Source organism: Herbaspirillum rhizosphaerae, assembly GCF_001189965.1.
Lineage (GTDB): Bacteria > Pseudomonadota > Gammaproteobacteria > Burkholderiales > Burkholderiaceae_D > Herbaspirillum > Herbaspirillum rhizosphaerae.
Genome location: NZ_LFLU01000014.1, coordinates 39,551 through 66,054, shown reverse-complemented (window position 1 = coordinate 66,054; position 26,504 = coordinate 39,551). Strand labels below are relative to the sequence as shown.

The following is a 26,504-nucleotide window of genomic DNA, read 5'->3' as shown; positions in this document are numbered from 1 at the left end:
TCTTCCTCTGACGACATGCATTCCGTGATACAACAAGCCAAGCGGCTGATCATCAAAGTTGGTTCATCGCTCGTGACAAATGATGGCAAAGGCCTGGATGCCGCCGCCATCGCCAAATGGGCTGAGCAAATTGCGCACTTGCGCACGCTGGGCAAGGAAGTGGTGCTGGTCAGCTCCGGCGCCATCGCCGAAGGCATGCAGCGCCTCGGCTTCGAGCGCCGCCCGACCGGCGTGCACGAATTGCAGGCCTGCGCCGCCGTCGGCCAGATGGGCCTGGCGCAAATCTACGAAACCAGTTTCCGCGCGCATCAGCTCGGCACAGCGCAAGTGTTGCTCACGCATGCCGACCTCGCCGACCGCGAGCGTTATCTGAATGCGCGCTCGACGCTGTTTACGCTGCTGCAATTCGGCGTCGTCCCCATCATCAATGAAAACGATACGGTCGTCACCGATGAAATCAAATTCGGCGACAACGACACGCTCGGTGCGCTCGTCGCCAACCTGATCGAAGCCGATGCGCTGATCATCCTGACCGACCAGCGCGGCCTCTACACGGCCGATCCGCGTCGCGACCCGGATGCGCAATTCGTCCATGAAGCCAAGGCCGGCGATTTGTCGCTGGAAGCCATGGCCGGCGGCGCCGGCACCGGCATCGGCCGCGGCGGCATGCTGACCAAGATTCTGGCGGCCAAACGCGCCGCGACATCCGGCGCGCACACCGTGATCGCCTGGGGGCGTGAAGACCGTGTACTGAGCCGTCTGGCCGCCGGCGAAGCCATCGGTACCCAGCTCACCGCACAGACCGCGCAACTGACCGCGCGCAAGCAATGGATGGCGGATCATTTGCAGACCGCAGGCCGCGTGGTGCTGGACAACGGCGCCGTGCAAAAATTGACGGCGGAAGGCAAGTCCCTGTTGCCGATCGGCGTGACCGAAGTCGGCGGCGAATTCGGCCGCGGCGACGTCATCACTTGCGTGGATGCTGCCGGCAAGGCGATTGCGCGCGGTATCAGCAACTACGCCAGCTCGGATGCGCGACGCATCGTGCGCCATCCATCTTCCGAGATTCTTTCCATTTTGGGGTTTGTGGAAGAGCCAGAGCTGATCCATCGCGACAATCTGGTGCTGCTCTGATTCTGTAAGAATCCGGAGCCGAAAACAAAACGGGCGCAGTGTTCAGCTGCGCCCGTTTTGCATGGTCTTCGTGTTTTAGCGGCTGTCGCGTGCCGGATCCAGCATGCGATTAGTGCGCAGGCGTTCATAGATGGTCTTCTGATTGCCGGCCAGCATACCGCTTTCACAGAGATAGCTCTTGTACAGTGCTGCATCCTGGCGATTGGCGCCGGCGTCCTTGATCCGGGTCCATTTGTCCTGGCGCGAACGCGACCACTTGCCGTCGGCGTGACCGAAGGCGTACCACTTCACCTCATAGGTTTCGCAGCGGATACCGGCATAGACGATGTTGGTTGCGCCGCCGTCAGTCCTTGTCACCATGGTGTAGCGCACGACATTGTCGCTACCGACGGTCAGCGATTTGAGGTCGACATACGATTTCGACAACGTGGTCGGGCCGACATAGAACTCGGCCAGATTTTCTTGCAAAGGATTCGGCGGCAGCTGCACGGCAATTTCCTGCCATGGCTTTTCTTCATCGTCGAATTCTTCGTCGAAGGTGCCGAGCTGCTGAGCGAAGCTGAGCGAAGCCGAGCACAGCAGCAGACCGGCAGTCAGAGCGCGGGCAAGCCGGCGTGAAGCAAAGGTATTCCAGAAGCGTTGGGGCATGAAGTTCACTTAGTGGTGGGCGGAGTGGCAGACTCGCAAGGATCTGCCTGCTGAGCATTGCCTGGATGATCGGATGACGGCTGTCCATTCTTGGACTGGCCCTGGCCGTCGGGGCGGCGATGCGTGGTCTGCGGGCGGGCCAGGAAGCGCGACAATTCCTTGAGCGCCTGCTGATACACGTCGCGCTTGAACTCGATGACCACGTCCAGCGGCACCCAATAGTCGTGCCAGCGCCAGGCGTCGAACTCGGGGTGCGACGTCAGGCGCAGGTTGACGTCGCAATCGCGTCCGACCATGCGCAGCAGGAACCAGATTTGTTTTTGCCCGCGATAATGGCCGCGGATTTCACGCTTGATGAAATGATCCGGAACCTCATAGCGCAGCCAGTCGCGGGTGCGACCGATGATCTTGACGTGTTCCGCTTTCAGGCCGATTTCTTCTTCCAGCTCGCGAAACATCGCTTGTTCCGGAGTTTCGCCATGTTTGATTCCGCCTTGCGGAAATTGCCACGAATGTTCCTTAACCCGCTTGCCCCACCATACCTCATTCTGGGCGTTAAGCAGGATGATGCCGACGTTCGGGCGGAAGCCTTCTCGATCCAGCATATTGGTACCTCAAAACTTTCTGCGGCAGGGCTTCCTCTCTTGCCCAATCCGGTCTACGCCGCCAACGGCTAAATCATTGGCGGTGCTCACCTGCATCGGGTGCGGCATCGGATGCATCAGGTGCCCGCACATCTGCATGAGATGTGCGTGAAACAGCGATCAATTGTGCAAAGAGTGGGCGCATCAGCCAGCTAATCCTTTAAAATTACGTTGATTATAACCTTCCTCTTTTAAAAAGAACTCATCGTCATGCGCGCCTCCCGATTTTTTATTTCCACCTTGAAAGAAGCTCCTTCCGACGCCGAAATCGTCAGCCACAAGCTGATGATGCGGGCCGGTATGATCAAGCGGCTCGGCTCCGGCATCTATACCTACATGCCGATGGGCCTGCGCGTGATCCGCAAGGTGGAAGCGATCGTGCGCGAAGAAATGAACCGTTCCGGCGCCGTCGAGCTGTTGATGCCGGTGGTCCAGCCGGCCGAGCTGTGGCAGGAAACCGGCCGCTGGGACAAGATGGGGCCTGAGCTGATGCGCGTGAAGGATCGCCATGGCCGCGATTTCGCGATCCAGCCGACCTCGGAAGAAGTGGTCACCGACGTGGCACGCACCGAATTGCGCAGCTACAAGCAGTTGCCGGTCAACTTCTATCATATCCAGACCAAATTCCGCGACGAGCGCCGTCCGCGTTTCGGCCTGATGCGCGGTCGCGAATTCACCATGAAGGACGCTTATTCCTTCGACCGCGATGTCGACGGCCTGAAGAAGTCCTACCAGATCATGTATGACGCCTACGTCCGCGTCTTCACCCGCTTCGGCCTGCAGTTCCGCGCCGTGGCCGCCGACAACGGCGCCATCGGCGGTTCCGGCTCACACGAATTCCACGTCATCGCCGCCACCGGCGAAGACGCGCTGGTGTACTGCCCGACTTCCGACTACGCCGCCAACATGGAAGCCGCCGAAGCCGTGGCCGTCAACGCCACCCGCGGCGCTGCCGCCGAAGCGCTGAGCAAGACCGCGACGCCGGGCAAGGCCAAGTGCGAAGCCGTGGCCGAGTTGCTGAAGCTGCCGCTGGAGCGCACCATCAAGTCCATCGTGCTGACCGTTGAGAAAGACAAGCCGGAAGACAAGGAAGTCTGGCTGCTGTTGCTGCGCGGCGATCACGAGTTGAATGAAGTCAAAGCCGGCAAGATTCCAGGTCTTGCCAATTATCGTTTCGCCAACGAGGCCGAAATCGTTGAATGGTTCGGCACGCCGCCGGGTTACCTCGGCCCGATCGGCACCAGGAAGCCGGTCAAGGTCGTGGCCGACCGCACCGTCGCCAGCATGAGCGACTTCGTCTGCGGCGCCAATGAAGCGGATTTCCACTACACCGGCGCCAACTGGGGCCGCGATCTGCCCGAGCCTGTCGTCGCCGACCTTCGCAACGTCGTCGAAGGCGATGCCTCGCCGGACGGCAAGGGCGTGCTGGCGATCCAGCGCGGCATCGAAGTCGGCCACGTGTTCCAGCTCGGCACTGCGTATTCCGAGTCGATGAAGGCGACCTACCTCGACGAAGCCGGCAAGCCGCAGCCGCTGCAAATGGGCTGCTACGGCATCGGCATCACCCGCATCCTGGGCGCCGCCATCGAACAGAACTTCGACGATAAGGGCATCATCTGGCCGGCCACGCTGGCGCCGTTCGAAGTCGTGCTGTGCCCGATGGGTTACGACCGCAGCGAAGCCGTCAAGGCCGAAATCGACAAGCTGTACGACGCGTTGCTGGCGGCCGGTGTCGACGTCATTCTGGACGATCGCGGCGAACGTCCGGGCGCGATGTTTGCAGACTGGGAACTGATCGGCGTGCCGCATCGCATCGTCATCGGCGATCGCGGTCTGAAAGACGGCCAGATCGAATACCAGGGGCGTCGCGACACGGCAGCAACGCCGGTGCCGCTGGCGGATGCGCTGGCGTTCATCCAGGGCAAGCTGGCCTGATCTGACGGTCTGCTGTGTAAAGCATGCGCACACTGTGCCTGCTGCTGATTCTGGCGTGGTGCGGAAACCTGTCCGCCCGCGCCGGTAATCAAAAAGAAGAGCGCCTGGCCGATTCGGTCAAACTGGCCCTGGCGCAAGCGGTGGCGGACGCTCGTCCGCCGACGCCGCAATTCAATGACATCGAACAGCGCATCGCCTATCTCAACTGGCTGGGCGACATGTCCGCGCGCCTTGCCGACACGCTGCACGATCGCCAGGAAAGAATCGAATTTCTCGAAAGCGCCTGGTATGAAGCCAAACGGGCCGGGCTCGATCCGGCGCTGGTGCTGGGGCTGATTCAGGTCGAATCGGCGTTCCGAAAGTATGCGATCTCATCGGCGGGCGCCACCGGCTACATGCAAGTCATGCCGTTCTGGACGCGCACCATCGGCGACGGCGACCGGCGCAAGCTGTTCCACATGCGCAGCAACCTGCGCTACGGCTGCGCCATCCTGCGTCTGTATCTCGATCAGGAAGGCGGCGATTACTTCATGGCGCTGGGAAAATACAACGGCAGCCGCGGCTTGCCGGAGTATCCGACCGCCGTGTTGAAGGCGGCGAAGCGATGGGAATATGCCGCCAAATGATGTGACTGCGCGACGCTCTCCAAGGTAGCGATCAGGATGTCTCTGCCGCCGAGAGGAAAGCAGAGAGGCACCAAAGAAAAAGAGGGAATCTCCGCGTTCCTGCCTTGCGTTGATTCCCTCCGTCGGCGTCGCTAGTCCGTGGGCGTGCCGTGATGAAGCGATGCGTGTCTGTGGCGACTCAGCTGTTGCCTGTCACACGCGTGTGGCGATGTCCTATTGCGATGTTGCCGGCACCACCGTCACGTCCTTGCGCAGGATGCCGCCGGACCGCGCGTTGCCTTCAACCTCGGTGGGATTGTCGATGCGGCGCTGGCAATCCATCTGATCTTGTGTCGGCAGGGACTTGCAACGTTCGACGGCGTTCTGGCTGTATTGCTGAGACTGGTTGGTCTGCAGGCTGCCTTGTTTTGCCTGCTGATAGGCTGCACCGGCTTCGCGAAGACAGGTGGCCTTGTCCTGGTTTGACTGGCCGCTGGTGCAGACCGCCTTTTCGCGCTGATATTGCGCGTCCAGTTCGGCGTTGCTCTTGCCGCCGGCGCCTGCTGCAAAAGCGCTGCCGGCGATCAGCAGGCCGGCAGCGGCAACGCTCAGCATGGCGACTGTCTTGTGCAAGGCGGGATGATGGAGAGCTTGGCTACTGTGAGCAATGTTCTGATCGGGAAATGTCATGCTGGTGTCCTTTCGGGAAACGTCCGTGCAATCTAGACCCTGATAAAAACGGCAAAGTTCACCCGGCGACAGCGATATCGCCACCCTGTAGGAAAGCACTGTCGGCGTGGGAGATTGTCCTCTGTAGTCGTAATGCGATTGTCGATGCGGCGCTGGTCGCAGCGCAACGATCATTGCTGAAAAGCTATCCTCAGAAAACAAAAACGCCCGCGCGATGCGGGCGTTTTTGTTTTGCAAGCAAGTCTGCAAAAACCTGTATTGCTTATTTCAAATGGCCGGAAATCAGCTTGGTCATTTCAAACATCGATACCTGTTTCTTGCCGCCGAACACAACCTTCAGCTTGTCATCTGCGTCGATGTTGCGCTTGTTTTCGGGGTTTTGCAGTTTGTGTTTCTTGATGTATTCCCACACCTTCTTGGTGACTTCAGTACGTGGCAGAGGTTTGGCGCCGACGACTTCAGCCAGTGCTGCCGACGGTGTCAGCGGCTTCATGAATGCGGCGTTGGGAGTGCGCTTGACTGCTGGTTTCTTTGCTGCTGCTGGCTTGGCGGCTGCTTTTGGTGCTGCGGCTTTCTTTGGAGCGGCTGCTTTTGCTGCTGGCTTGGCGGCGGCCTTTGGAGCTGCTGCCTTTTTCGGTGCTGCGACTGCTTTCTTCGGTGCTGCTTTCGGTGCTGCTTTTGCTACGGGCTTCTTCGCTGCGGCTGCGGGTTTTTTGGCTGTGGCCATCTGTAAGCCTCCTTAATAAGGGATCAAAGCAAGGAAAGAGTTGAATGCGCAAATCACGCACCGACAATAGTGGTGCGGTTTTCCCGGCGATGCAAGTGTTTTTTAGCGGTTTTCAGAGGGAAAACACGCTATAAACCACGACAACTTCAAAAAACTGCTTCAACCCTCTCGAAAAGCCGCCTGGAGCGGCTTTCGCCCTTATCGGAAGCTGTCCGCGATCTGTAGCGAAAGGCCATCAGCCGGTAGCGGACGGAGCGGAGCTCAATTGCGTAACCCTTGGAGGGTACTTTAGTACAGGGGGATTCCGAGCACCGCCCGCTGCCGGATCATGGCCTCGCAGCAGGATCGCGGGCCGCTTCTAACGCATGCCGGGCATCATGCCCTTCATGCTGCGCATCATCTTCATCATGCCGCCGCCCTTGAGCTTTTTCATCATCGTTTGCATTTGCTCGAACTGGGCCAGCATGCGGTTGACTTCCTGCACCTGGACGCCGGCGCCGGCGGCGATGCGGCGCTTGCGCGTGGCCTTGATCAGTTCCGGCTTGGCGCGTTCCTGCAGCGTCATCGAGTTGATCATGCCTTCCATGCGGCGCACCTGCTTTTCAGCCTGGTCCATGTTGGCGTTGCCGGCGGCTTGCTGCATCTGCGCCGGCAGCTTGTCGAGCAGGCCGGCCATGCCGCCCATCTTCTTCATCTGGCCCAGCTGGGCCTTGAAGTCGTTGAGGTCGAACTTGCCGCCGCTCTTGATCTTTTGCGCCAGATCTTGCGCCGCCGCGACGTCGACGCCTTTGCGCGCTTCTTCGACCAGCGCCAGGATGTCGCCCATGCCGAGGATACGGTTGGCCATGCGGCTCGGATCGAAGGCTTCCAGGCCGTCCAGTTTTTCCGCCACGCCGGCGAATTTGATCGGCTTGCCGGTGATGTGGCGCACCGACAGCGCGGCGCCGCCGCGCGAGTCGCCGTCCAGCTTGGTCAGCACGATGCCGGTCAGCGGCAGTGCGTCGCTGAAGGCTTTGGCGGTGTTGATGGCGTCCTGGCCGAGCATGGCGTCGACCACGAACAGGGTTTCGATCGGCTTGACGGCGGCGTGCACGGCGCTGATTTCCTGCATCATCGCTTCGTCGATGCCGAGGCGGCCGGCGGTGTCGATGATCAGGACGTCATGGAAATGGCGCTTGGCGTAATCGAGCGCGGCCAGGGCGATGTCGACCGGCTTGTCGGTGGTTTTGGTCGGGAAGAAATCCGCGCCGGCCTGGCCGGTCACGGTTTCGAGCTGGCCGATCGCGGCCGGACGATAGACGTCGGCGGAAACGGTCAGAACCTTTTTCTTCTTGTTCTCGCGCAGGTACTTGGCGAGCTTGCCGACGGTGGTGGTTTTACCCGCACCCTGCAGACCGGCCATCAGGATGATCGCCGGCGGCTGGGTGGCGAAGTTGAGCTGCGATGCTTCCGCGCCGAGGTCGGCGCCCATCAGGCTGGCCAGTTCGCGCTGGACCACGCCGACCAGCGCCTGGCCGGGGGTCAGCGAGCCGATGACTTCTTCGCCGAGGGCTTTTTCCTTGACCTTGGCGATGAATTCGCGCACGGCGGGCAGGGCGACGTCGGCCTCGAGCAGCGCCAGACGCACTTCGCGCAGCATCTCGGCGGTGTTGGATTCGGTCAGGCGCGCCTCGCCGCGCATGGTTTTGACGACTTTGGCAAGGCGTTGGGTCAGATTGTCGAGCATGATGAACCGTTTAAACTTGAGAAAATAAGGGCGGCAGGGGCGCCGGTAAAACCGGGCGAAAGCCGTGGAGTAAACAGCCATTTTACCTGATCGGGCAGGCCGGCAGCGCCGATCTCGGCAATGGCGCCAGCAGGAGTAGGGGAAAGTACGGTATTGTTCTCGCTGGCGTAATTGTGTATACAGTGCGTTGCATCGAATGGACAGTTCTTCCCACGAGGAAGGCGCATATCAACTCCGCGGCGTACTGTGCTCGCGGCGCAAACATAACGACAAGGAGAGAGAGATGAACAAGCAACTCATCGCGGCAGCTGCAATGGCTGTTCTGGCAACCGGAGTTTCGCTGAACGCGGCGGCGCAAGAAACGGTGCGCCTCGGCAACCTCAAATTCGCCCACTACGGTGCGGTGTCTTATATCAAGGAAATCGCTCCGAAGTGCGGCATCAAGGTCGACGAAAAAGTCTTCCCGAAAGGCCCTGACGTAATGCAAGGCATCCTCGCCGGCGAGCTCGATGTCGGCACTACCGCCTCGGAAGCCGCCATCTCCGGCCGCGCCAACGGTGCGCCGATCTATGTGGTCGCCGGTTTCGCCAAGGGCGGTGCGCGTCTGGTGGCGGGCAAGGATTCCGGCATCAAGTCGGTCAAGGACCTGAAGGGTAAAAAGGTCGGCGTGACCCGCGGCGGTATCCATGAAGTGCTGCTCGACGCCGAGCTCGGCCAGAACGGCCTGACCTCCAAGGACGTGACCATCGTCTACCTAGCCTTCGCCGACCTCAATCAGGCGCTGCTGGGCAAGAATATCGACGCCATGATGCAGAGCGAACCGCAATCTTCGCAAGCCATCAACAAGGGTTTCGGCGTGGAAGTCATGAAGCCGTACGACACCCCGATCGGCGAGCCGGTCCGCACCATGGTGATGACCGAGAAGTTCTATAAAGAGAAGCGTCCGCTGGCCGAGAAGTTCATGCGCTGCTTCCTGGAAGCTACCAAGACCTTCATGGACAACAAGGAAACCGCCGAGAAATACGTGCGCGAAGTCATCTTCAAGAACCAGATCTCCAAGGAAGATTTCTACGACGCCATCGGCAACTCGCCTTACGCCTATGACATCACGCCCGAGCACATCCAGATCACCACCGACACCATGGCCAAGTACGGCACCGGCAAGATGGCCAAGCCGCCTGTCGCCAAGGATTGGGTAAAGACCGATCTACTGGAGCAGGCCAAGAAAAGCATGAATCTGAAGTAACCCATCAGCACCAAAGGACCACGAACATGGCAAAACGAAAAATAGGGGGAGCCTTGCAGGGATTGCTGGTGCCGGTGGTGGTGATCGCCATCTGGCAGGGCGCTTCTTCGCTGGGCTGGATCAATCCGCTGGTTTTGCCGTCGCCGTGGGCGGTGGTGCACAAGTGGTTCGAATACTTGTCGCCCGCCAAACCGTATGACCCGGCCGACGGCAGCTGGCTGGCCTGGCTGTTTTCGGGCGAGCTGATCATTGACGCCATCGGCAGTCTGTATCGCGTGGTGGTCGGTTTCCTGATCGGCGCCGGACTGGCTCTGCCGCTCGGTCTGCTGATGGGATCGAGCCAGCGCGTCTACGGGCTGATGAATCTGACGGTGCAGGTGATCCGCCCGATTCCGCCGATTGCTTATATTCCGCTGGCGATCCTGTGGTTCGGGCTGGGCAATCCGCCGGCGCTGTTCCTGATTTCGCTGGGCGCTTTCTTCCCGGTACTGATGAACACCATCGCCGGCGTGCGCCAGGTGGACAGCATCTACCTGCGCGCCGCGCGCAACCTCGGCGCCAGCCAGCGCACGCTGTTCGTGCGCGTGATGCTGCCGGCGGCCGTGCCTTACATCCTGTCGGGCGTGCGTATCGGCATCGGCACCGCCTTCATCGTGGTGATCGTGGCCGAGATGATTGCGGTCAGCAATGGCCTGGGTTTCCGCATCATGGAAGCGCGCGAATATTTCTGGTCCGACAAGATCATTGCCGGCATGATCACCATCGGCCTGCTGGGTCTGGCCATCGATATCGGCATGAGCCGTCTGAACAATTACATGCTGCGCTGGCATCGCGGACTGGAGAGCTGACATGAGCGCATCCCAAATCGTCGTTACCGGCGTCAACAAGGTTTTCAAGAGCGACGACCGCGAAGTCGTGGCGCTCAAAGACATCAATCTCGACATCCCCGACGGCCAGTTCGTCTGCCTGCTGGGGCCGTCCGGCTGCGGCAAGTCGACCCTGCTCAACGCCATCGCAGGCTTCGCCCTGCCCAGCAGCGGCAGCATCACGACCAACGGCAAACTGGTGGCCGAACCCGGCCCGGATCGCGGCATGGTGTTCCAGGAATACGCGCTGTTTCCCTGGATGACGGTGGAGCAGAACGTCGCCTTCGGTCTGGAAATCAAGGGTGTCGCCAAGGCCGAGATCCAGGCGCGCGTCACCCAGTTGCTGGACAAGCTCGGCCTGATCGACTTCCGCAGCCGCTTTCCCAAGGACCTGTCCGGCGGCATGCGCCAGCGGGTCGCGATTGCCCGCGTGCTGGCGCTGGATTCGCCGATCATGCTGATGGACGAGCCGTTCGGCGCTCTCGACGCGCTCACGCGCCGCAACCTGCAAGATGAGCTGCTGCGCATCTGGGACGAGTTCAAGAAGACCATCGTGTTCGTGACGCACAGCATCGAAGAAGCCATCTACCTGGCCGACCGCATCGTCGTCATGACGTATCGTCCCGGCACGATCAAGCGCGACATCACGGTCACGCTGCCGCGCCTGCGCGACCCGGCCGATCCCGAGTTCAATGCCTTGAAGCGCGAACTCGGCCAGCTGGTCATGGAAGAGCAGCAGCGTCATCACCATGACGAAATGCGTGCGGCGGCAGTCGACTGAGGCTTCTTTGCGCCATTGATTCCGGCGGTTTCATCCCCACCATATTGTTTTAGTCCGAGGCAATATGGTGGTTTCGCATTTGCTTGCCGGCAAGACCATTCAGCGCTCCCTGAACGCGTTTCAGGCGGACGGCGACAGTCAGTGAATTGACGACATGGTGTAAACTTAGTCGATGCAAACTTATTTTTTCATTCTGGCTGCGCTCTTGTACCTGGGCTGCGCCTTCCTGCCTTCCGAACGGCGCCTGCCGATTTCGATCGGGACGGTGGTCGGCTGGCTGCTGCACGGCGGCGCCCTGATGGCGGACATGTTTGCGCCCGACGCCGTGCGCGTCGGTTTTGGCGTGATGCTGTCGGCCACCTTGTGGGTGTCGGTCGCGGCCTACTGGCTGGAAAACCGCAACTTCTCGCTCGACAGCCTGCGTGTGCTGGTGCTGCCGGTGGCGGCGGTGGCGGTGATCCTGCCGAGCGTCTTTCCGGGCAACATGGTGGTCCTGGCGGGCAAGTCGGACTGGTTCCTGTGGCATATCGCCATTTCCATCCTGGCCTACAGTACGCTGACCATCGCTGCTTTCCATGCGGTGCTGATGGTGCTGCAGGAGTCGCGCCTGCATACGCGGCCCGGTCCGGCGCAAAGCGGCTGGTTCTCGATGGCGCTGGATCGCCTGCCGGCGCTGCTGACGATGGAAAAGATCCTATTCCGGCTGATCGCTTTCGGTTTTGTTTTGTTGACGCTGACCGTGTTGTCGGGCGTCGTGTTCTCCGAACAGTTGTTTGACAAGGCCTTCCGCTGGGATCACAAAACGATCTTTACGCTGCTGTCCTGGGGATTGTTCGGTTTGTTATTGGCGGGACGCAAATGGCAAGGCTGGCGCGGCCGCACCGCGCTCAGTTTCACCCTGACCGGGTTTGCCGTCTTGCTGCTCGCCTATGTTGGCAGCCGCTTCGTGCTCGAAGTCGTGCTGCATCGGATACTGGTATGAAATATCTTATTTGGTTGGTGATCGCCCTGGCAGTCGTGGTCTGGCTGCAGCGCGCCAAAAAATCCATCGCGGCAAATGCCGGTTCGCCCCAGGGGCCGGCCGGCGCCAGCCGCAATCCCTTTGCACGCAAACAGCGCAAAGAGGAAGCGGAAACCATGGTGCAGTGCGCCCATTGCGGCATCCATTTCCCGGCATCCGAATCGGTGTCGAACGCCGCGGGTATTGTTTACTGCAGCGAAGAGCACCTGAGGCTGGCGTCTTCCTGACATGAAGGCAGACTCCAGCGACCAGCAGGCAGTATCGATGGTCAGCCCGGAGCTGGCCACCGCAGTTCCCCCGATCCCTGTGTACTTGACGATCGCCGCCGACGGCTGGTGCGACCACGCCCGCCGGCAACCGTCGCCGAATTTCGACGCCCGCGCCGAAGGCACGGTGACCGACTTGCTGGTGATCCATAACATCAGCCTGCCGCCGGGGCAGTTCGGCGGTCCGTTCATCGGCGACCTGTTCTGCAATCAGCTCGATTGCGACGCCCATCCGTATTTCGACCAGTTGCGTCCGTTGCGGGTGTCGGCGCATTTTGTGATCCAGCGCGACGGCCGGCTGCTGCAGTTCGTCTCGGCCAACGACCGCGCCTGGCACGCCGGCGTGTCGTCCTTCAAGGGGCGCGAGCGCTGCAACGATTTTTCCATCGGCATAGAATTGGAAGGGACCGACTTCGAGCCCTTCACCGATCTGCAGTACCAGGTGCTGGCGACCCTCACGGTGGCGTTACGGCGGCGCTATCCGCTCGCCGATGTGGCCGGTCACGAGCACATCGCGCCCGGGAGGAAGACCGATCCGGGGCCGTTTTTCGAATGGCCTAGATTTCAGAGGGATTTCCTCGCCCATGTTGAATCAGCGCAATTGCGCTTCCCTTCTGGGGTCGGTGAAAGTCAAGCGTAAAACATATAAAAATATCCAGAAATAGCGGTTGCATCTCTCGATTTCAGACACTAGAATTAGTCTCAATTATTCCTTTGGAACTAGATGTAGTGTTTTTGGTAAGTAATTCTTTGATCGTTCTTTGAGTTGGAAGAAGCTGTTCGCGGTCCCCTGGTCACGCTGTGATGGCCCTGGATCAAGGCTCTCAACAAGGGCTGGAGCAGGTTCAGCAGGAGTGGGCTTCAGGTTGGGATTCGCAGGGTGGCGAGTCTTGAGGCAAGCAACAATTCAAACGATGTCTCGGTAACACTCCCATTCAAGCATTATTTTCAAGCATCAATTTCAGGCGTTATTTAATCAGTTCGGAACAGGTCGTACTTATATGCAGTCGCGCTTGCGGCGGTGTTGGCGTCGTCCTGTTTTTGGTATTCGTGAACCTCTTCATATTTTTGCACCTTATATATATGAAGGGTTCTATTGGCAACGCGGGCAGCTCAGCTGTCCGTCAATCACAGTTTTAAGGAGGCTCAGTGCGCTCTACACAAGAAATTTCCGCTAAATCCCCGGCAGATTTTGGCGTCATTCCCACGGCGGGCAACCAGGACGAAGCAACGCCTTCGCAATCGGTTCGACCAGCTTCCGGTTTGGGTGAATACAGAATCATCCGCCGCAATGGTGCGGTGGTCGGTTTTGAACCATCGAAGATTTCGATTGCCGTGACCAAGGCATTCCTCGCCGTCAACGGCGGCCAGGGCGCGGCTTCGGCGCGCGTGCGCGAAATGGTCGAGCAATTGACCACCAACGTCGTCTCGGCCCTGGTGCGTCGCCAGCCGACCGGCGGCACTTTCCATATCGAAGATATCCAGGACCAGGTTGAACTGGCCCTGATGCGTTCCGGCGAGCACGATGTCGCCCGTGCCTACGTTCTGTACCGCGCCAAGCGCATGGAAGAACGCGCACAGCAAGGCGCCAATACCAAGACCGATTTCGCTGCACCGCAACTGCACGTGGTGGAAGACGGCCAAAGCCGCCTGCTGGATCTGGACGAAGTGCGCACCCTGATCACCGCAGCCTGCGTCGGTCTGGAAAAACACGTCGACGCCGACGCCATCCTGGCCGAAACCGTCAAGAACCTGTACGACGGCGTGCCGGTTGAAGAACTGCACAAGTCGGCCATCCTGGCTGCGCGCGCGCTGATGGAAAAAGATCCGGCCTACAGCCAGGTCACGGCGCGTCTGCTGATGCACACCATCCGTAAAGAAGTATTCGGCAAGGAAGTCGCGCAAGCCGACGCGCCTGCGGAATACCTGGATTACTTCGCCAAGTACATCAAGAAGGGCATCGCCGCCGAGCTGCTCGACTCCAAGCTGGCCCAGTTCGATCTGGTCAAGCTGGCCGAAGCCATCAAGCCTGAGCGCGACCTGCAGTTCGGTTACCTCGGCCTGCAAACTTTGTACGACCGCTACTTCCTGCACATCCAGGGCACCCGCATCGAAATGCCGCAAGCGTTCTACATGCGCGTCGCGATGGGCCTGTCCCTGAACGAAATCGACCGCGAAACACGCACCATCGAGTTCTACAACCTGCTGTCGTCGTTCGACTTCATGAGCTCGACACCAACCCTGTTCAACTCGGGCACCCTGCGTTCGCAGCTGTCGTCGTGCTATCTGACGACGGTCGCCGACGATCTGGACGGCATCTACGAAGCCATCAAGGAAAACGCGCTGCTGGCCAAATACGCCGGCGGCCTGGGTAACGACTGGACCCCGGTCCGTTCGCTGGGCGCGCACATCAAGGGCACCAACGGCAAGTCGCAAGGCGTGGTGCCGTTCCTGAAAGTGGTCAACGACACTGCCGTGGCGGTCAATCAGGGCGGCAAGCGCAAGGGCGCGGTCTGCGCCTACCTGGAAACCTGGCACATGGACATCGAGGAATTCCTCGAACTGCGTAAAAACACCGGCGACGACCGTCGCCGTACGCATGACATGAACACCGCCAACTGGATTCCCGACCTGTTCATGAAGCGCGTCATGGAAAAGGGCGAGTGGACATTGTTCTCGCCATCCGATGCGCCCGACCTGCACGACAAGTTCGGCAAGGCTTTCGAAGAAGCCTACACCGGCTACGAAGCCAAGGCCGCCCGCGGCGAGTTGAAGCTGTTCAAGAAGGTGCAGGCGCTGGACCTGTGGCGCAAGATGCTGTCGATGCTGTTCGAAACCGGCCACCCATGGATCACCTTCAAGGACCCATGCAACATCCGTTCGCCGCAGCAGCACGTCGGCGTGGTGCACAGCTCGAACCTGTGCACCGAGATCACCCTGAACACCAACGAGTCCGAAATCGCCGTCTGCAACCTGGGTTCGGTCAACATGCCGGCTCACCTGGTCAATGGTGAAATCGACCACGTCAAGCTGCAAAAGACCATCCGCACCGCAATGCGCATGCTCGACAACGTGATCGACATCAACTACTACGCCGTCAAGAAGGCGCGTGATTCCAACCTGCGCCACCGTCCGGTCGGCCTGGGCATCATGGGCTTCCAGGACTGCCTGCACATGAAGCGCGTGCCTTACGCATCGATGGACGCCGTGGAATTCGCCGATCGTTCGATGGAAGCCGTCTGCTACTACGCTTACTGGGCATCGACCGAGCTGGCGGAAGAGCGCGGCCGTTACAGCTCCTACCGCGGCTCGCTGTGGGATCGCGGCATCCTGCCGCAAGACTCCCTGAAGCTGCTGGCGCAAGAGCGCGGCGGCTATCTGGAAGCGGACATGTCCGAAACCCTGGACTGGTCGGCGCTGCGTTCGCGCATTTCCGAGTTCGGCATGCGCAACTCGAACTGCGTGGCGATTGCTCCGACAGCAACGATTTCCAACATCATCGGCGTGTCGGCTTGTATCGAACCGACTTACCAGAACCTGTATGTGAAGTCGAACCTATCGGGCGAATTCACCGAAATCAACGAGTACCTGGTGCGTGACCTGAAGGCCCGCGGCCTGTGGGACGAAGTCATGATTTCCGACCTGAAGTACTTTGACGGCAGCCTGGCCAAGATCGACCGCATCCCGCAAGACCTGCGCGACATCTACGCCACCGCCTTCGAAGTCGAACCGTCCTGGCTGGTGGAAGCAGCATCCCGCCGTCAAAAATGGATCGATCAGGCGCAGTCGCTGAACATCTACATGGCCGGCGCATCGGGCAAGCGCCTGGATGAAACTTACAAGCTGGCATGGTTGCGCGGTCTGAAGACCACCTACTATCTCCGCACCATCGGCGCGACCCACACCGAGAAGTCGACTTCCAAGACCGGCGCGCTGAACGCGGTGGCAGTGGACGGCGGCGTCGGCCATAGCGCAGCGGCTGCCTCGGCGCCGGCATCGATGACGGCGTCTGCGGCCAGCACGGCCACCGTGGCGGCAGCAGCAGTTGAGGCGGAAGCCGACGGCGAGGCATGCTATCTGCGTCCGGGCGATGCCGGTTTTGAAGAGTGCGAAGCTTGCCAGTAATCACAATGCAGTAAAAGCAGGCAGCAGCCGCCGGCAAGTCCGGCGGCAGTCTTCTCCGGAAGATGAACGCGCCGCCTGCATCAATGTCATAAGTCACATCCCGGCCGCGCCGGGATGTCAAAAAATGAGGTTGTTGTGAAACGAGTGTGACCAGGAGGCGCAACAACGCTACGGTCATCTCGCAACAGCCTCTACATTAAGTAAAGGATCAAAACATGCTCTCTTGGGATGATGAAGTGAAGGCCTCGCCGGCACCGTCCGCGCCGCACGCCTCGCAAACGCCTCAGCCTCAATTGCAATCGGCCGCTATCAACAATACACGTCCGCAATTCTCCGACGTGGCGCTGAATCCTGCTCTGGTTACCAAAGACGAAGCGCCGGTAGACGTGACCCGCCGCGTCAATGCCGCTGACAAGCGCATCATCAACGGCCACACCGACGTCAATCAGCTGGTGCCGTTCAAGTACAAATGGGCCTGGGACAAATACCTGGCCGGCTGCGCCAACCACTGGATGCCGCAGGAAATCAACATGCAGCGCGACATCGAACTGTGGAAGAATCCGAACGGCCTGACCGAAGACGAACGCCGCCTGGTCAAGCGCAACCTCGGCTTCTTTGTCACCGCCGATTCGCTCGCCGCCAACAACATCGTGCTGGGCACCTACCGTCACATCACTGCGCCGGAATGCCGCCAGTACCTGCTGCGCCAGGCTTTCGAAGAAGCCATCCACACCCACGCTTACCAATACATCGTTGAGTCGCTGGGCCTGGACGAAGCCGAAATCTTCAACGCGTATCACGAAGTGAAGTCGATCCGCGACAAGGACGAGTTCCTGATCCCGTTCATCAACACGCTGACCGATCCCGAGTTCAAGACCGGCACCACCGAGAACGACCAGAAGCTGCTGAAGTCGCTGATCGTTTTTGCCTGCATCATGGAAGGTCTGTTCTTCTATGTCGGCTTCACGCAGATCCTTGCGCTGGGCCGCCAGAACAAGATGATGGGCGCCGCCGAACAGTATCAATACATCCTGCGCGATGAATCGATGCACTGCAATTTCGGTATCGATCTGATCAACACGGTGAAGATGGAGAACCCGCATTTGTGGACGCCGGAATTCAGAAACGAAATTAAATCGTTGTTTTTAAGCGCCGTAGAGTTGGAATATCGCTACGCAGAGGATACAATGCCGCGAGGCGTGCTAGGTTTGAATGCGCCGATGTTCAAAGGTTACTTACGATTCATCGCTAATCGTCGCGCACAGCAAATCGGACTCGACCCGTTGTTCGCGCAAGAAGAAAATCCGTTTCCGTGGATGAGCGAGATGATCGATTTGAAGAAGGAGCGCAACTTCTTTGAAACCCGAGTCATCGAATACCAAACCGGAGGCGCGCTTAACTGGGAATGATGTGCCCATCTCGTCAATGCTCTTCAGCGAGATTTGTGAGGCACTCAACAGTCGGGTAGCTTGCAAGATATCCGACTGCCAAAATACGGAAGGCTTTCACCAAATTTAATGAACAGTAAAAGACCGAAACGATCTTCTCTGTTATCGCCGCTTAACTCGATCAAATCGGGGCAGGCGGCTTTTCCTTTGAAAAACCTGAAGGTTTTTCGGGATTAGTATTCCTGACGCTAGCGTGTAATCCGCTGGCGTTTTTTTTGGTTGTGGCGTTCGCGAAGGCGCGGACCGAAGCTCTGAGCCCCTGCACAAGCGGGGCAGAGGCCAGACCAAGATAGCTGAAGCGCTGCATAGGTGAGGGGATGCAGCAGTTCAGCTGGTGCCGAATTCATTAGCGCAAGCAGAAGCTTGCTTGTGCCGATGAATAATCCGCCTGCATCATCGCGATGGTACAGACGGGTTTCTTAAATCAAGCTTGATTTTTTCCATCACGTGAAGAAGGAGAAACAAAATGGCAACAGCAGCAAAGAAACCAGCAGCGAAGAAGCCTGCTGCAAAGAAACCAGCGGTCGCCGCTAAGAAGCCGGTTGCAGCCAAGAAGGCAGCAGCTCCGAAGAAGGCAGTCGCCGCTAAGAAGCCGGTCGCTAAGGCAGCAGCAAAGCCAGTGGCTAAGAAAGCAGCAGCTCCTAAAAAAGCAGTTGCAGCGAAGAAGCCAGTCGCTAAGAAAGCAGTCGCAGCGAAGAAGCCAGTAGCAGCGAAGAAGCCAGTCGCTAAGAAAGCAGTCGCAGCGAAGAAGCCAGTGGCGAAGAAAGCAGCAGCTCCTAAGAAAGCAGTTGCAGCCAAGAAGCCGGTAGCGAAGAAGGCAGTTGCAGCCAAGAAGCCAGTAGCGAAGAAGGCAGTCGCCGCTAAGAAGCCGGTTGCAGCGAAGAAGCCAGTCGTCAAGGCAGCAGCAAAGCCAGCAGCCAAGAAGGCAGTTGCAGCGAAGAAGCCAGTAGCGAAGAAGGCCGTCGCCGCTAAGCCTGCTGCTAAGCCAGCAGTCAAGGCTGCAGCTAAGCCGGCAGCAGCGAAGAAGCCAGTCGCCAAGAAGGCGGCAGCTAAGCCAGCAGCGAAGAAGCCAGCAGCGAAGCCAGCTGCAGCAGCTCCAGCTGTGAAGACTGTGCTGAACCCGGCAGCAGCTTGGCCGTTCCCAACAGGCACAACACGTCCTTAATCGGACCTGGCCTGGCGCCTGAGTAATCAGGTGCAAAATACCGCTGTGTGACTCGTTCATGCAGCGGTTTTTTTTCGCCGGTACGGATCCCGGCATGACGCCGGGGCTGCTGAATGCTGCTCCGACCGGCCGGCAGCATGTGTGTTGACTGCGTCAGAGACCGTCGCCCGGAAGGGGATGTCGTCCGTGATTTCCTCGTATCACCGGCATGGTTCCAGGCGGGGCTTTGTTAATTATTCCCAGTCCCCATATAGGGAACAGCGCTGCATGGTTTAGTATGTGCCCTAAGCATCGAACCCGATGAGCAAACAGTTTTTTATGGAGAGTGACCGTGTTGCATAGCATTTTCATGTTGATCGTTGACGCCATCGCCAGCGTGCTGGCTGGAGTGCTGTTGCTGCGTTTCTGGATGCAGGTCGTACAGGTGCGTCCGCCAGCCACGGTGGGGCAGTTCGTGTTCCAGCTGTCGGACTGGCTGGTCAAGCCGCTGCGCAAAGTGCTGCCGGGTGTCGGCGGCTACGACTGGGCCAGCCTGGTCGGCGCCTTCCTGATCGTGCTGCTGTCGACCATCGCTGCAGTCGGATTCATCTCCGGGTTTGATTTCCAGCCCATCATCCTGTTGTCGCTGGTGCGCTTCTTCCAATGGATTTTTTACGGCTTCATGGCCACGCTGATCCTCGAAGCGATCTTCAGCTGGGTCAATCCCTATGCGCCGCTGGCGCCGTTCGTGCGGGCGCTTAACGAGCCGCTGCTGCGTCCGCTGCGCAAAGTCATTCCGCTGATCGGCAATGTCGACCTGTCGCCGCTGGCAGCGCTGATCCTGCTGCAGATCGCCGTGCGTCTGGTCAGCACCTTGCTGCTTTCCATCGGCTGATCACTTCTTCAGCCGGAACAAAATAAAACAGGCCGCACGGTGCATCGTGCGGCCTGTTTTGCGTTCGGGCTGCGGATTGCCTGTCTCGCCTATTTCTTCTTCGCGCTCCATTGCTGCAGCGCTTGCAGCGTGTTCTCGACATGCTTGTCCGGGCTCGGGCTGCTGTATTCGTAGATGATGCTCTTGTCCGGCGCGATCACGTAAGAAGTCCGGCTGGCGTAGTCTGATTTGCTCGACATCATGGCATCGTAAGACTTCATGATCTTCTGATCGGTATCGGCGGCCACTGCAAATTTGCTGCGGCATTCGCTGACGGAAAACTTGTTGAGGGTCTCGATCTTGTCGTTCGACACGCCGATGACAGTGGCGCCGAGCGCCTTGTAGCGGTCGATGGCTTCGGCGAACAGGTGGGCTTCAATCGTGCAGCCGGTGGTGAAGGCGGCGGGGTAGAAGTACAGCACCACCGGGCCTTTCCGGAGCGCCTCGGCCAGCGAGAACGTCGACACCTGGCCGCCGAGCGACGCCTGGGTGGAAAAGTCGGGGGCCTTGTCGCCGGGTTTGAGCGCTGCAGAGGCAGTGGAGCTAAGCGACAGCGAGCACAGTGACAATAACAAGGCAGAGGCAAAGCGTTTCATGACTATTCCTTTCAATGTACTGCTGTCTCCGGCGTGTCGGCGCTGCGCGCCGGTGCGTTGAACGCCACCGGCAGGCGGCAGGCCTCAATCAGGCAAAGCGATAGCCGAAGGCCTTGTGGAAACGATCGTCGATTTCAGCCAGTGTCGGCGCATGGTTTTGCGGACCTTGCGAGGCGATCTTGATCGAACCCATCAGGCTGGACAGGCGGCCGGTGGTGGCCCAGTCCATGCCCTTGGTCAGGCCGAACAGCATGCCCGCGCGGAACGCGTCGCCGCAGCCGGTCGGGTCGGCGATGGCGTCTGCCGGTACGCAAGGGATGTCGATCTTCTGGCCGCCGGTGAAGATCTCCGCGCCCAGCTCGCCGCGCGTGACGATCAGCGCCGAGACTTGTCCGGCGATGTCTTGCAGGCTCAGACCGGTGCGGGCGGTCAGCAATTCGGCTTCGTAGTCGTTCACGGCGACATAGGTCGCCAGGTCGATGAAGTGTTTCAGATCATCGCCGCTGAACATCGGCATGCCCTGGCCCGGATCGAAGATCAGCGGGATGCCCTGCGCAGCACTGTGCTCGGCGTGTTGCAGCATACCGTCGCGGCCGTCCGGCGCCACGATGGACAGCTTGACCGGACCGGCGTCGGCGACCTTGTTCTCATGCGAATAGCTCATCGCGCCCGGGTGGAAGGCGGTGATCTGATTGCCGCCGGCATCGGTAGTGATGAAGCATTGTGCCGTGAACGCGTTGTCGATCACGCGAATGCTCCTGGTGGAGATGCCGAGATTCTGGAAGCGCTCCATGTACGGCGCGCTGTCCTGGCCGACGGTCGCCATGATGACCGGTTCGCCGCCGAGCAGTTTCAGGTTGTAGGCGATGTTGCCGGCGCAGCCGCCGAATTCGCGGCGCATCGACGGCACCAGGAAAGACACGTTGATCTTGTGCAATTGATCAGCCAGCAGCGCGTCGGCGAAGCGGCCTTCGTATTGCATGATGTTGTCGTAAGCAAGCGAGCCGCAGATAAGTGAACTCATGGCGAATGTCTGAGAAAGTTGAAGAATGCTGCATTGTAGAAGAATCCCGCCGGTTTTGCGGATTTTCGTGCCGGAGGCTGCCGGCTGTATTCAGCGGCAGCGTGGGAGGCGCCGAGCGATGGCTCAGGGATAAAACAGATAGATGCGATAGCCGGATGCCGCCGGCTGCGCCAGTTCGAACGTCAGTTTGACTTGCTGTTCGCCTTCGCCGGCCAGGCCGTCGTCGATCATTTGCGTCGAGCCGAGGTATTCGCGCGGGGTGAAGACGCGCCGGGTGATGGCTTTTTCGTCGCCGTCGTTGAGCGTCAGCTCCATGTACGGCCAGGCTTGCGTGCTGTAGCCGCGGTTGCGCAGCAGCACCGTCAGGGTATAGATGTTCTGGTTGGGCGGCACCAGTTGCAGCTCGCTCGACTCCAGCGACAACTCGTCGATATTGGTCGGCAGTCCGACCGAGCAATGCAGCGCGGCGCAGACCGATGACAGCAGCGGCCGCGTCGCCGGCAGCCAGGCGGAGATGGTATTGCGCCAGATATAAGTCGCTTGCAGCAGCAGGGCGATGCTCAGCAATACTGCGCCGACGCTCATGACGATGCGGCTGATGCGGCGCAGGCGTTCGCGGCGTTCGGCTTTTTGTACGAAGGCGGGCGCGTCGGCGTCTTCTTCGTATTCCTCTTCGAACTCTTCTTCTTCGCTCTCAGCTTCGCTGTCTTCTGACGTTTCTTTTGTCTCGGCGGCGGGCGCCATGTTTTCCTGGCGTGCCGAGGAGGTCAGGGGAACCGGATAAGACAATTCCTGCGTCAAGGTATTGATCGCAGCCTGTTCAGCCTGGTCCAGCGGCGCGGCGGTAGCGGATGTTCCGGCCGACCTGGCCGGCGCGCCCGGCAGGGGAAAGGACGGCGAAGCGGCTTCTTCCCGCGCCGGCGAATCAGGCCGCGATGGCGCGCTGTCCGACTGTGTACCCCAGGGCGCGTCATTGGTTTCCGCGGCGATGCTAGCGAAGGCCGCTGACAAATCTACCGGCGGGCGAGGCGGGGCTGATGGTGTTGGAGCAGATGGCGAAGCAGCAGGCGCCGCAGTCGCATTACCCGGCAGCGTCGGCCATGCCGTCGGTGCGGCGCGATTTTCTGTCGGCGTGGTGTTGTTGGAAGGCGTGGCGACGAGTTGCTGGGCGATGTCGGGCGACACCAGATGCTCGTTGCCGTTGAAAACTTCCTTGCAGCTGCCGCAGCGGACCAGGCCGCCGCGCAGTTTAAGCTGGTCTTGAGCGACGCGGAATGTCGTCTGGCAGAAAGGACATTGGGTCGCCAACGCCATCAGCGTACCTCGCGCGGTTCAACACCATGCGGGAGCAGGACAAGCCCCGCTCCGGTATTGCCGACATGGCGAAGGACGATCCGGCGCGACATGCTTACTCCGTCGGCGCTTGGCCGGCCAGTGCGACCCAGCCTTCGTGCTCGGCCCAGACGCTCAGGGCGATGTACGGCGCGTAAGCGGCAATCACTTCGTCTGCCTGGCGGTCCAGCACGCCCGACAGCACCAGCGAACCGCCCGGCGCGACGCGACCGGCCAGCATCGGCGCCATCAGTTGCAGCGGGCCGGCCAGAATATTGGCGACCACGATGGCGAAGGTTTGGTTTTCCGGATAGATGCGGACGAAGGCTTCCGGCAGGTGGTACTCGATCTCGCAAGCATTGCGTTCGCTGTTGAAGCGCGCCGATTCCAGCGCCTGCGGGTCGATGTCGACGCCGATGACTTGCTGTGCGCCGAGCTTCCTGGCGACCAGCGCCAGAATGCCGGAGCCGCAGCCGTAATCAAGCACGCTCGGGGCATTGGCGGCATGTTCTTCCAGCCACTCCATGCACAGTCGCGTGGTGGGATGGCTGCCGGTGCCGAACGCCAGGCCGGGGTCCAGCTCCAGCACCAGGGCGTCCGGTTCCGGGGCGTCGTGCCAGCTGGGCACGACCCAGATACGTTTGCCGATATGGATAGGATCGAATTGCGATTGCGTCAGGCGCACCCAGTCCTGCTCCTCCACCGAACGCAAGGCGAACGGCAGGGCGTAGTCCAGGCCGATGGCCTTGGCGGCGTCGGTGACGATGGTCGCGTGGTTGGCGTCGACATCGGCCAATGCCACCACGCGGCTGCGTTCCCATGCAGCCTCGGCCGGTTCCATTCCCGGCTCGCCGAACAGCGGTTGCTCGTCGATCGTGCCTTCGTCGGCGTCTTCCACCGACACCGACAACGCGCCTGCTTCCATCAGGGCGTCGGACAATGCCTCAGCCTGATCGCGCGTGACTTGAATAACAATTTCGGTCCAGCCCATCGGTTTCTTCGCCTTTACTTCTTCGCCGGCTTTTCTGCCGGAGGTGCAGTTGGGCGCTCCGCCAGTTTGTGCTCAAGATAATGGATGTTGGTGCCGCCTTCGATGAAGCGGGCATCTACCATCAGTTCTCGATGCAGCGGGATGTTGGTCGAAATGCCTTCGACCACCATTTCCGACAGCGCGATCTGCATGCGGCGGATGGCTTGCTCGCGGGTCGAACCGTAAGAGATCACCTTGCCGACCATCGAATCGTAGTTGGGCGGGACGAAGTAACCGGCATAAGCGTGCGAATCGACGCGGATGCCGGGGCCGCCCGGTACGTGCCATGCCGTCAGGCGGCCCGGCGACGGGGTGAACTTGAACGGGTCTTCCGCATTGATGCGGCATTCGATCGCGTGACCCTTCAGCTCGATATCGCGCTGGCGATAACGCAGCTTTTCGCCGAAGGCGATGCGGATCTGTTCCTGCACGATGTCGACGCCGGTGATCATTTCGGTGACCGGATGTTCGACCTGCACGCGGGTGTTCATTTCGATGAAGTAGAACTCTTCGTTTTCGTACAGGAATTCGAAGGTGCCGGCGCCGCGGTAGTTCATCTTGCGGCAGGCTTCGGCGCAACGCTCACCGATCTTCTCGATGATCTTGCGCGGGATGCCCGGCGCCGGCGCTTCTTCGATGACCTTCTGGTGGCGGCGCTGCATGGAGCAATCGCGTTCGCCCAGCCAGATGGCTTGCTTGTGTTCGTCGGCGAGGATCTGGATTTCCACGTGGCGCGGATTTTCCAGGTACTTCTCCATATAGACTTCCGGATTGCCGAAGGCTGCGCCGGCTTCCGTCTTGGTCATGGTCACGGCGTTGATCAGCGCCGCTTCGGTATGCACCACGCGCATGCCGCGGCCACCGCCGCCGCCTGCCGCCTTGATGATGACCGGGTAGCCGATCTTGCGCGCGATCTGCACGATTTCCTTGGGATTGTCCGGCAATGCGCCTTCCGAACCCGGCACGCAAGGCACGCCGGCGCGGATCATCGCCTGCTTGGCCGAGACCTTGTCGCCCATCATGCGGATGTTTTCCGGACGCGGGCCGATGAAGACGAAGCCGGATTTCTCGACGCGTTCCGCGAAGTCGGCGTTCTCGGACAGGAAGCCGTAGCCCGGGTGGATCGCTTGCGCGTCGGTGACTTCGGCGGCGCTGATGATCGCCGGCATGTTCAGGTAGCTGAGCGCGGAAGGAGCCGGTCCGATACAGACCGATTCGTCCGCCAGCTTCACGTATTTCGCCTCGCGGTCCGCCTCGGAGTGCACGACCACGGTCTTGATGCCCATTTCACGGCATGCGCGCTGGATACGGAGAGCGATTTCGCCACGATTGGCGATAAGGATTTTTTCAAACATAAGAGGAAATGTGCGTCGCCAAGAGTCAAGCGTTTACATACAGGTAACCAGATCCGCCATGGATGGAGCACATGGAAGCAATTCCAGTGCGGGCCTGCAGTTGAGCGCCATCAATTATTGCCGGGCTCAGTGAAACTACAGGCCGTCCATCCGCATTCTGGCAGGATTTAGCCGATTACGAACAGAGGTTGACCGAATTCGACCGGTTGGCCGTTTTCAACCAGGATTTGCTTGATCACGCCGGCTTTGTCGGCGTCGATTTCGTTCAGCAGCTTCATTGCTTCGATGATGCAGATGGTGTCGCCTTCCTTGACTTCCTTGCCGACTTCGACGAACGCCGGAGCGCCCGGAGCGGAGGAGCGGTAGAAGGTGCCGACCATCGGCGATTTGACGATGTGGCCTTCCGGAGCGGCCGGAGCGGCGGCAACCGGTGCCGCGACAGGCGCAGGTGCGGCGCCGGCCTGGATGGTTTGCGGGTAAGCAGCTTGCGGCTGCATCATCACGACCTGATTTTGCGGCGTCGCCGACGATTTGACGATGCGAACCTTGCTCTCGCCTTCGGTGACTTCCAGTTCCTCGATATCCGATTCAGCGACCAGATCGATCAAGGTTTTGAGTTTCCGTAAATCCATGTGAATTCCTCAGTAGTAATAGTAGATATAACAAAACAGCTATAACAAGTTAAACAGGCCGGCATCGTCTCATGTTCAACGTCCTGCGTTGAATGCCACGCGGCGATGCCGGCCGGAAAATCGGGGTGGTGTCCTTATGGCTGCTGGAGCAGATGATCAATTGCCAGACGGTAGCCGTCGACGCCGAAGCCGCACAGCACGGCCTTGGCAATACCGGACAGGTATGAAAAATGGCGAAACTCTTCGCGCTGATGAATATTGGATATATGCACTTCCACGAACGGTATCGCCACGCCGGCCAGCGCATCGCGCAAGGCCACGCTGGTGTGGGTCAGGCCGCCTGGGTTGATCACGATGGCGTCGACGCCTTCTTTCCTCGCGGCATGAATGCGGTCGATCAGCGCGCCTTCATGATTGCTTTGGAATGCGTTGAGCGTGGCGCCGGCTTTGCCGGCCTGCAAGGCCGCGCGCTGCTCGATGTCTGCCAGGGTGGTGGATCCGTAGACTTCAGGCTCCCGGGTGCCCAGCAAATTCAGGTTGGGTCCATTGAGGAGGAGAAGGTTTATTGCCATGGAGATAAGGCTCCGTTTGACGA

26 protein-coding genes are annotated in these 26,504 nt (G+C 59.9%); 14 read left to right on the top strand and 12 right to left on the bottom strand.

All coding sequences use genetic code 11. The features are described from left to right. The first annotated feature begins 15 nt into the window (after positions 1 to 15). On the top strand, positions 16 to 1,134 hold the full coding sequence (proB, locus tag AKL25_RS17660; RefSeq protein WP_050479023.1) for a glutamate 5-kinase: 1,119 nt from the start codon (positions 16 to 18) through the stop codon (positions 1,132 to 1,134). A 75-nt stretch (positions 1,135 to 1,209) separates the two neighbouring features. On the opposite strand, the gene AKL25_RS17655 is transcribed toward proB, so the two are convergent. Together AKL25_RS17655 and AKL25_RS17650 are read right to left on the bottom strand one after the other, a co-directional pair. Further along, positions 1,210 to 1,782, bottom strand: a complete 573-nt coding sequence (locus AKL25_RS17655) for a CNP1-like family protein (RefSeq protein ID WP_050479090.1) — start codon at positions 1,780 to 1,782, stop codon at positions 1,210 to 1,212. Positions 1,783 to 1,787: 5 nt separating this feature from the next. After that, positions 1,788 to 2,345 carry an RNA pyrophosphohydrolase gene (locus AKL25_RS17650; protein WP_240475788.1) on the bottom strand — a complete coding sequence of 186 codons (558 nt, stop codon included), beginning with the start codon at positions 2,343 to 2,345 and terminating at the stop codon, positions 1,788 to 1,790. On the opposite strand from AKL25_RS17650, the gene AKL25_RS24690 reads away from it, so the two are divergent. The 3 genes from AKL25_RS24690 to AKL25_RS17640 all read left to right on the top strand — a co-directional run bounded on the left by AKL25_RS24690 (position 2,262) and on the right by AKL25_RS17640 (position 4,987). Next, positions 2,262 to 2,459, top strand: a complete 198-nt coding sequence (locus tag AKL25_RS24690; RefSeq protein WP_240475792.1) for a hypothetical protein — start codon at positions 2,262 to 2,264, stop codon at positions 2,457 to 2,459. The two genes, AKL25_RS17650 and AKL25_RS24690, sit on opposite strands and share 84 nt — an antisense overlap. Before the next feature lie 177 nt (positions 2,460 to 2,636). Further along, complete coding sequence (locus tag AKL25_RS17645; protein WP_050479021.1) at positions 2,637 to 4,361, top strand: proline--tRNA ligase; 1,725 nt, start codon at positions 2,637 to 2,639, stop codon at positions 4,359 to 4,361. A 23-nt stretch (positions 4,362 to 4,384) separates the two neighbouring features. After that, positions 4,385 to 4,987 carry a lytic transglycosylase domain-containing protein gene (locus tag AKL25_RS17640; RefSeq protein WP_050479020.1) on the top strand — a complete coding sequence of 201 codons (603 nt, stop codon included), beginning with the start codon at positions 4,385 to 4,387 and terminating at the stop codon, positions 4,985 to 4,987. Positions 4,988 to 5,200: 213 nt separating this feature from the next. On the opposite strand, the gene AKL25_RS17635 is transcribed toward AKL25_RS17640, so the two are convergent. The 3 genes from AKL25_RS17635 to ffh all read right to left on the bottom strand — a co-directional run bounded on the left by AKL25_RS17635 (position 5,201) and on the right by ffh (position 8,109). Then, positions 5,201 to 5,893, bottom strand: a complete 693-nt coding sequence (locus AKL25_RS17635; RefSeq protein ID WP_240475786.1) for a hypothetical protein — start codon at positions 5,891 to 5,893, stop codon at positions 5,201 to 5,203. Between the two features lie 25 nt (positions 5,894 to 5,918). Then, complete coding sequence (locus tag AKL25_RS23830) at positions 5,919 to 6,383, bottom strand: SWIB/MDM2 domain-containing protein (RefSeq protein WP_083444766.1); 465 nt, start codon at positions 6,381 to 6,383, stop codon at positions 5,919 to 5,921. Between the two features lie 358 nt (positions 6,384 to 6,741). Beyond that, the gene (gene ffh, locus AKL25_RS17620) at positions 6,742 to 8,109 is read right to left on the bottom strand and encodes a signal recognition particle protein (protein ID WP_050479017.1); all 1,368 of its coding nucleotides are present in this window, start codon (positions 8,107 to 8,109) and stop codon (positions 6,742 to 6,744) included. 283 nt (positions 8,110 to 8,392) lie between these two features. Here ffh and AKL25_RS17615 point away from each other — a divergent pair, with 283 nt between their 5' ends. The 10 genes from AKL25_RS17615 (at position 8,393) to AKL25_RS17570 (ending at position 19,901) form a co-directional block, all read left to right on the top strand. Next, positions 8,393 to 9,355, top strand: a complete 963-nt coding sequence (locus AKL25_RS17615) for an ABC transporter substrate-binding protein (protein ID WP_050479016.1) — start codon at positions 8,393 to 8,395, stop codon at positions 9,353 to 9,355. Positions 9,356 to 9,381: 26 nt separating this feature from the next. Next, positions 9,382 to 10,203 carry an ABC transporter permease gene (locus tag AKL25_RS17610; RefSeq protein WP_050479015.1) on the top strand — a complete coding sequence of 274 codons (822 nt, stop codon included), beginning with the start codon at positions 9,382 to 9,384 and terminating at the stop codon, positions 10,201 to 10,203. A gap of 1 nt (position 10,204) precedes the next feature. Further along, on the top strand, positions 10,205 to 11,002 hold the full coding sequence (locus tag AKL25_RS17605) for an ABC transporter ATP-binding protein (protein ID WP_050479014.1): 798 nt from the start codon (positions 10,205 to 10,207) through the stop codon (positions 11,000 to 11,002). A gap of 172 nt (positions 11,003 to 11,174) precedes the next feature. Then, positions 11,175 to 11,984 (top strand): cytochrome C assembly family protein, encoded by an 810-nt coding sequence (locus AKL25_RS17600; RefSeq protein ID WP_050479013.1) that lies wholly within the window; start codon positions 11,175 to 11,177, stop codon positions 11,982 to 11,984. After that, positions 11,981 to 12,250: a PP0621 family protein gene (locus tag AKL25_RS17595; protein ID WP_050479012.1), complete on the top strand. Its 270-nt coding sequence runs from the start codon at positions 11,981 to 11,983 to the stop codon at positions 12,248 to 12,250. Before AKL25_RS17600 ends, AKL25_RS17595 begins: the two co-directional genes overlap by 4 nt. Before the next feature lie 37 nt (positions 12,251 to 12,287). After that, the gene (ampD, locus tag AKL25_RS17590) at positions 12,288 to 12,929 is read left to right on the top strand and encodes a 1,6-anhydro-N-acetylmuramyl-L-alanine amidase AmpD (RefSeq protein ID WP_157050689.1); all 642 of its coding nucleotides are present in this window, start codon (positions 12,288 to 12,290) and stop codon (positions 12,927 to 12,929) included. Between the two features lie 509 nt (positions 12,930 to 13,438). Next, complete coding sequence (locus AKL25_RS17585) at positions 13,439 to 16,414, top strand: ribonucleoside-diphosphate reductase subunit alpha (RefSeq protein ID WP_050479011.1); 2,976 nt, start codon at positions 13,439 to 13,441, stop codon at positions 16,412 to 16,414. A gap of 215 nt (positions 16,415 to 16,629) precedes the next feature. Beyond that, entirely contained in the window at positions 16,630 to 17,823 is a 1,194-nt protein-coding gene (locus tag AKL25_RS17580; RefSeq protein WP_050479010.1) for a ribonucleotide-diphosphate reductase subunit beta, read from the top strand. A 505-nt stretch (positions 17,824 to 18,328) separates the two neighbouring features. Next, positions 18,329 to 19,027 carry a histone H1-like DNA-binding protein gene (locus AKL25_RS23825; protein ID WP_083444765.1) on the top strand — a complete coding sequence of 233 codons (699 nt, stop codon included), beginning with the start codon at positions 18,329 to 18,331 and terminating at the stop codon, positions 19,025 to 19,027. Between the two features lie 331 nt (positions 19,028 to 19,358). After that, positions 19,359 to 19,901, top strand: coding sequence for a YggT family protein (locus tag AKL25_RS17570; RefSeq protein WP_050479088.1), 543 nt, complete (start codon positions 19,359 to 19,361; stop codon positions 19,899 to 19,901). An 89-nt stretch (positions 19,902 to 19,990) separates the two neighbouring features. On the opposite strand, the gene AKL25_RS17565 is transcribed toward AKL25_RS17570, so the two are convergent. The 7 genes from AKL25_RS17565 to aroQ form a co-directional block, all read right to left on the bottom strand. After that, entirely contained in the window at positions 19,991 to 20,536 is a 546-nt protein-coding gene (locus AKL25_RS17565; protein ID WP_050479008.1) for a peroxiredoxin, read from the bottom strand. Between the two features lie 88 nt (positions 20,537 to 20,624). After that, positions 20,625 to 21,560, bottom strand: coding sequence for a carbohydrate kinase family protein (locus tag AKL25_RS17560; protein WP_050479007.1), 936 nt, complete (start codon positions 21,558 to 21,560; stop codon positions 20,625 to 20,627). A 123-nt stretch (positions 21,561 to 21,683) separates the two neighbouring features. Then, entirely contained in the window at positions 21,684 to 22,874 is a 1,191-nt protein-coding gene (locus AKL25_RS17555; protein ID WP_050479006.1) for a DUF3426 domain-containing protein, read from the bottom strand. Positions 22,875 to 22,968: 94 nt separating this feature from the next. Then, a complete protein-coding gene (gene prmA, locus AKL25_RS17550; protein WP_050479005.1) occupies positions 22,969 to 23,883 on the bottom strand; it encodes a 50S ribosomal protein L11 methyltransferase in 915 nt (304 codons plus the stop codon). 14 nt (positions 23,884 to 23,897) lie between these two features. Continuing rightward, positions 23,898 to 25,277: an acetyl-CoA carboxylase biotin carboxylase subunit gene (gene accC / locus AKL25_RS17545; protein WP_050479004.1), complete on the bottom strand. Its 1,380-nt coding sequence runs from the start codon at positions 25,275 to 25,277 to the stop codon at positions 23,898 to 23,900. A 167-nt stretch (positions 25,278 to 25,444) separates the two neighbouring features. Further along, on the bottom strand, positions 25,445 to 25,909 hold the full coding sequence (accB, locus tag AKL25_RS17540; RefSeq protein WP_050479003.1) for an acetyl-CoA carboxylase biotin carboxyl carrier protein: 465 nt from the start codon (positions 25,907 to 25,909) through the stop codon (positions 25,445 to 25,447). 134 nt (positions 25,910 to 26,043) lie between these two features. Then, positions 26,044 to 26,481: a type II 3-dehydroquinate dehydratase gene (aroQ, locus tag AKL25_RS17535; RefSeq protein WP_050479002.1), complete on the bottom strand. Its 438-nt coding sequence runs from the start codon at positions 26,479 to 26,481 to the stop codon at positions 26,044 to 26,046. Positions 26,482 to 26,504: the final 23 nt, after the last annotated feature.